Origin of the sequence: Streptomyces bugieae (assembly GCF_036352915.1) — a bacterium.
GTDB classification, from domain to species: Bacteria; Actinomycetota; Actinomycetes; order Streptomycetales; family Streptomycetaceae; genus Streptomyces; species Streptomyces endophytica.
Genome location: NZ_JAZBJP010000251.1, coordinates 1 through 267 on the forward strand (window position 1 = coordinate 1; position 267 = coordinate 267).

At 67.8% G+C, this 267-nt stretch carries 1 protein-coding gene; it reads right to left on the minus strand.

Translation table 11 applies throughout. The annotated features are described in order from the left end of the window. A partial coding sequence (locus V2J85_RS41110; RefSeq protein ID WP_330824454.1) for an HAD-IC family P-type ATPase occupies positions 1 to 267 on the minus strand: 267 nt, incomplete at both ends.

Sequence of the window (267 nt, forward strand, 5' to 3'; positions counted from 1 at the left end):
CGATCGAGAAGGTGGTCAGCGCGCCCCGGGTGATCAGGAGCTGTTTGCCGATCTCGACGATCTCGATGAGCTTGGTCGGGTTGGAGTCGAGGTCGACCATGTTGCCGGCCTCCTTGGCGGCCGACGTGCCGGTGTTCATCGCCACGCCGACGTCCGCCTGGGCCAGTGCCGGGGCGTCGTTGGTGCCGTCACCGGTCATGGCGACGAGCTTGCCGCCGGCCTGTTCGCGCTTGATGAGCGCCATCTTGTCCTCGGGCGTGGCCTCGG